This window comes from Terriglobales bacterium (assembly GCA_035454605.1).
In the GTDB taxonomy this organism is placed as follows: Bacteria; Acidobacteriota; Terriglobia; order Terriglobales; family Acidobacteriaceae; genus DATMAB01.
Genome location: DATIGQ010000119.1, coordinates 1 through 3,599, shown reverse-complemented (window position 1 = coordinate 3,599; position 3,599 = coordinate 1). Strand labels below are relative to the sequence as shown.

Below are 3,599 nucleotides of genomic sequence, written 5' to 3'. Positions count from 1 at the left end.
CGCGTCGATCGCGTCCTGGTAGTTACCCAGTTCGGTGTTGGCATCGGTCAGAAAGCCGTACACCTGGAGGTCGTCGGGCACCTGCTGGTTCAGTGCTTTGGCCTTCGCCAGCGCCTGCGCGAACTCGTGTCGCCCCAGCAGCAACCAGACCTCGAGTTTTTGCGCTTCGAAGTTGCCCGGCATCAGCTCGAGCGATTTACGTACCGCCTCCTCGGCTTTGGCATAGAACACGGTGTCGGAAGTCTCGCGCGCCCGCCGCGCCAACCCCAGGGCAAGGTCGTTGTAGGCGTCATAGTTTCCTGGTTTGGCGGCGATGGCGCGTTCTGCCGCCGCAATGCGCAGTTCTGCGGGCGTGCGTGCATCGGAGGTGGAACCCTGCTGTGCCGTCCCTACGAGCGAAACCCACAGGCTGAACACCACAAGAGCGAAGAACCGTTTCATTTTCGTCCTCACTACGTAAGTTCGGGGCCGTGCGGGACGAGCGCCCGCCGCGGCCCACGAGGTTGTGTCAGTTCACCGTGCAGGTGCCGCCGTTGCAGCCGTCCTCGCCCGGATCCACGTGGCGGCTGTTGCGGCCGTCCCACGCGTATCCCAGGTACGGGAAGCTGGGCTGATAACTGGCGTCGTTGGCGTTCACGCCGTCCCCGATGCGGTTGTACGGGAACGTGTTCAGGCCGAACACCAGGATGCCGGCAACCGCGCGCGCCGAGATGTCCGTGACGTCATCCTCCAGGCGCCGCCCGTTGGGATACCCAGCTGCATCGCCCGCCAGCAGACCCATGCGCTTGATCTGGTTCTGCGGGGTCGGAGGCACACCGGTGTTGAGGCGCAGGATGTCGGCCACGGGACCGGCCGGCAGATTGGGATTCGCGAACCCGCCCACTGCCGCCACCAGTGCTCCGTGGTTCGCGTACTGCACCAGGGGCAGCAGGTCCGCTCGTGGAGGCGCCGGGATGGGCACATCCACTCCGAAGGCCGCCGGATACACGGCGTTGATCACCCGCGCCAGCAGCGGATCGAGGGCGAAACTCGCGAACTGCTTATCGTTCTTCGGCTGGTCCATGCTGAAGCGGTCCTTGGAACCGGTGCCGATGATCAGTTCGTTGAACAGGGCGTTGCCCATACGCTGCACCTGGCGCAGCGAAGCGGACGTGGTGCTGGCTTTGCCGACCTTGCGAAGGACGGTTACCTGCGGGCGCGAAGTCGTGCCCCAAGTCCCGATGGTCGCCCGCGGATCGCCGGCGGGATGCTTCTGGCCGTCGCTGGTCAGCATGGTGATAGGCACTTCGATGGCGATGGCGTTCACGTTGAAACCGGAGACGTCATCAGCCGCGAAGTTGGCGTGGTCGTCGGCTTCCTGCGCGTCGGTCAGCACACCCGGCAGGATGAAGCCGGAGGCGCGGAAGTTCAGCGAGTCGAAAGCCGCGCCCAAATCGATCCAGAACGGATCGTCGGCTGTGCCCGCCCACACCTTGATTCCGTTGGCCAGCGTGTAGATGCCATCGGAGTACAGCTTGGGCCAGTTGGGCATGGTGCGCGGGCCCACATTCGACGGCACCGCAATCAGCTTCTGCCCGCCGTTCAACATGGTGCGCACGCCGTTCTTCACCATGGTGACGGTGTAGGTCTGGCGCAGGCCCAGGCCGATGGAGCAGGCTCCGGGCTCGCAGCCGTCGAGCGCCGTAATCGCCGGGGGAATCAGCGGCGAGCCCGGCGCTACCGGCGCCGGTGAGCTGGGACCGGCGGGAATGCCGTCGCCCGCGCCCACATGCGCGGTGAACACGCCGGGGAGTCGGTACTCGGTCTGGAAACGGAACTCGAAGACGACATCCTCGATGCCGTCATGGTTGTTGTCCACCCGGATCGCATACGTGATGTTGGGATCGAAGGGGAAGTAGTTGGGTCCGTTGGAGGGCTCAAGCAGCGGGTCCACGTCCAGAATGAGCGTGACCTTGTCCGGATTGTCATAGCTCACGAAGGCGTAGAAATCCGTGATGTCCGCCAGGCGGTCGATCGCAGTGATCGGCGCCTCGCGGTGGTTGGCTGCCAGGAGGCCCTGCGGAACCATCAGGAACACCGCCAGAAGCAGCGCGGTGATCGAGCGAACGGCCGGTCTCGTCATGGGAAATCCTCAAAGGAAATGGAAGGCACCGGAGCCACCCGCGGCGGGCGCGCTCTCCGCCTTCGTCTCCTGTACGCGCGACACCACCGGCTGGATTGGGTACCCGATGCGTCTCTAGGCTCCTCCGCGCGCTTCGTGGTATAAGCGATGAGCTTCGCAGCAACGACGGCGGGCGCGCTGGGAACCCGCCCGAGGAGGTCTGGATTGGCAGAATCGCGCACCGGCAAGCGCTTTCCCATCAAGCTGCCCATCACCATCCGCGACGTGAAGTCGTCGCGGCGGCACCGCGCGCTCACCAAGGACCTGAGCGCCGCCGGCGTCTCCATCCAGGGTGGCGCGCCGTTGCGCGTGGGCTCGCGCATCGAGTTCGAGATCAAATTGCCGGGCAAGGTGATCGGTGTGGGACGCGATGTGGAGTTGCTGTGCCGCGGGCGCGTGGTGCGCTCCGACCCGGGCTCCGCCAGGCGCAAGGGTAAGAAGAAGAAAGGAAGGGCGAAGTCCGGGCTGGCCTGCGTCATCGACCAGTACAGGTTCATCCGGCGGAAATGAAGTCTTGTTTGACGCTTCTTCGGAGGGGCACGACTTCAGTCGTGCCGTTGAGGGCCATAGAAGATTCGGGGCTTTAGCCCCTGAGGGATTGTTCGACCGAATGCTGAAAGTCATCCTCGCCGACAACCAGGCCATCTTCCGCACCGGCGCCGCCAAGGTGCTGGCGGTCGAAGACGACCTGCGCATCGTGGCCCAGGCGCAAGACGCCGCCCAGATGCAGATGGCGCTGGAGCGTTTCCGCCCGCAGGTGCTGGTCTGCGCCTCGGAGTTCGCCAGTGACCTGGCGACGCTAGTTAAAGAGACCGGCCGTACCCGCACCCGCCTCGTCCTGGTGATTGAGAACGGCGAGGAGACCAAGCCCTTTCTGGCGCAGGGCGTGCAAGGTGTCGTTTACCGCAGCATCACCGGCGAGGCCCTCTCGCAGTGCGTGCGCGCCGTGGCCAAGGGCGGCACCTGGGTGCAGGACACCAAGGCCGCCGCCATCGCCGCCGAGAATGACATGGTCGGCGCCCGCGTCCGCGACCGCTTGACCCCGCGTGAGCTGCACGTGGTCGCGCTCATCGTTCAAGGATTTAAGAACAAGGAGATCGCCAGCCGCCTGGGCACCACCGAGCAGGTGATCAAAAACTACCTGCGCAACGTGTATGACAAAGTGGGCGTTTCGGACCGCCTGGAGCTGGCGCTGTTCACCATCCACCACCGCATCCTGGCCGAAGCCGCCGCCGCCATCGCAGAAGATAAACAATAAGACCAGCGCGGGACGCCCACCCTGGTCGCGCCTGCTTTTGGCGCGACAGGGTGGGACTCTTCAGGCTCCTTCGCGGATAGCTAGATGAGCTTCTCGCCGATCGACTTGCCCTGCGTGAACAAGTACAGGTAGTCCGGACCGCCGGACTTGGAATCCGTGCCGGACATGTTGAAGCCGCCG

General features: G+C 64.8%; 4 protein-coding genes. 2 read left to right on the top strand and 2 right to left on the bottom strand.

From position 1 onward, the window contains the following. Together VLE48_08280 and VLE48_08275 are read right to left on the bottom strand one after the other, a co-directional pair. Positions 1-441, bottom strand: a 441-nt coding sequence (locus tag VLE48_08280) for a hypothetical protein (protein HSA92993.1), incomplete at its 3' end; no start/stop codon positions are given. Positions 442-508: 67 nt separating this feature from the next. Next, positions 509-2,122, bottom strand: a complete 1,614-nt coding sequence (locus VLE48_08275; protein HSA92992.1) for a DUF4331 domain-containing protein — start codon at positions 2,120-2,122, stop codon at positions 509-511. A gap of 204 nt (positions 2,123-2,326) precedes the next feature. Here VLE48_08275 and VLE48_08270 point away from each other — a divergent pair, with 204 nt between their 5' ends. Together VLE48_08270 and VLE48_08265 are read left to right on the top strand one after the other, a co-directional pair. Next, positions 2,327-2,671 (top strand): PilZ domain-containing protein, encoded by a 345-nt coding sequence (locus tag VLE48_08270; protein ID HSA92991.1) that lies wholly within the window; start codon positions 2,327-2,329, stop codon positions 2,669-2,671. Positions 2,672-2,771: 100 nt separating this feature from the next. After that, positions 2,772-3,419, top strand: a complete 648-nt coding sequence (locus VLE48_08265) for a response regulator transcription factor (GenBank protein HSA92990.1) — start codon at positions 2,772-2,774, stop codon at positions 3,417-3,419. Positions 3,420-3,599: the final 180 nt, after the last annotated feature.

Coding starts and splice junctions, on each gene's coding strand:
- VLE48_08265 (HSA92990.1), top strand. CDS start 2,772: ATGCTGAAAGTCATCCTCGCCGACAACCAGGCCATCTTCCGCACCGGC.
- VLE48_08275 (HSA92992.1), bottom strand. CDS start 2,122: ATGACGAGACCGGCCGTTCGCTCGATCACCGCGCTGCTTCTGGCGGTG.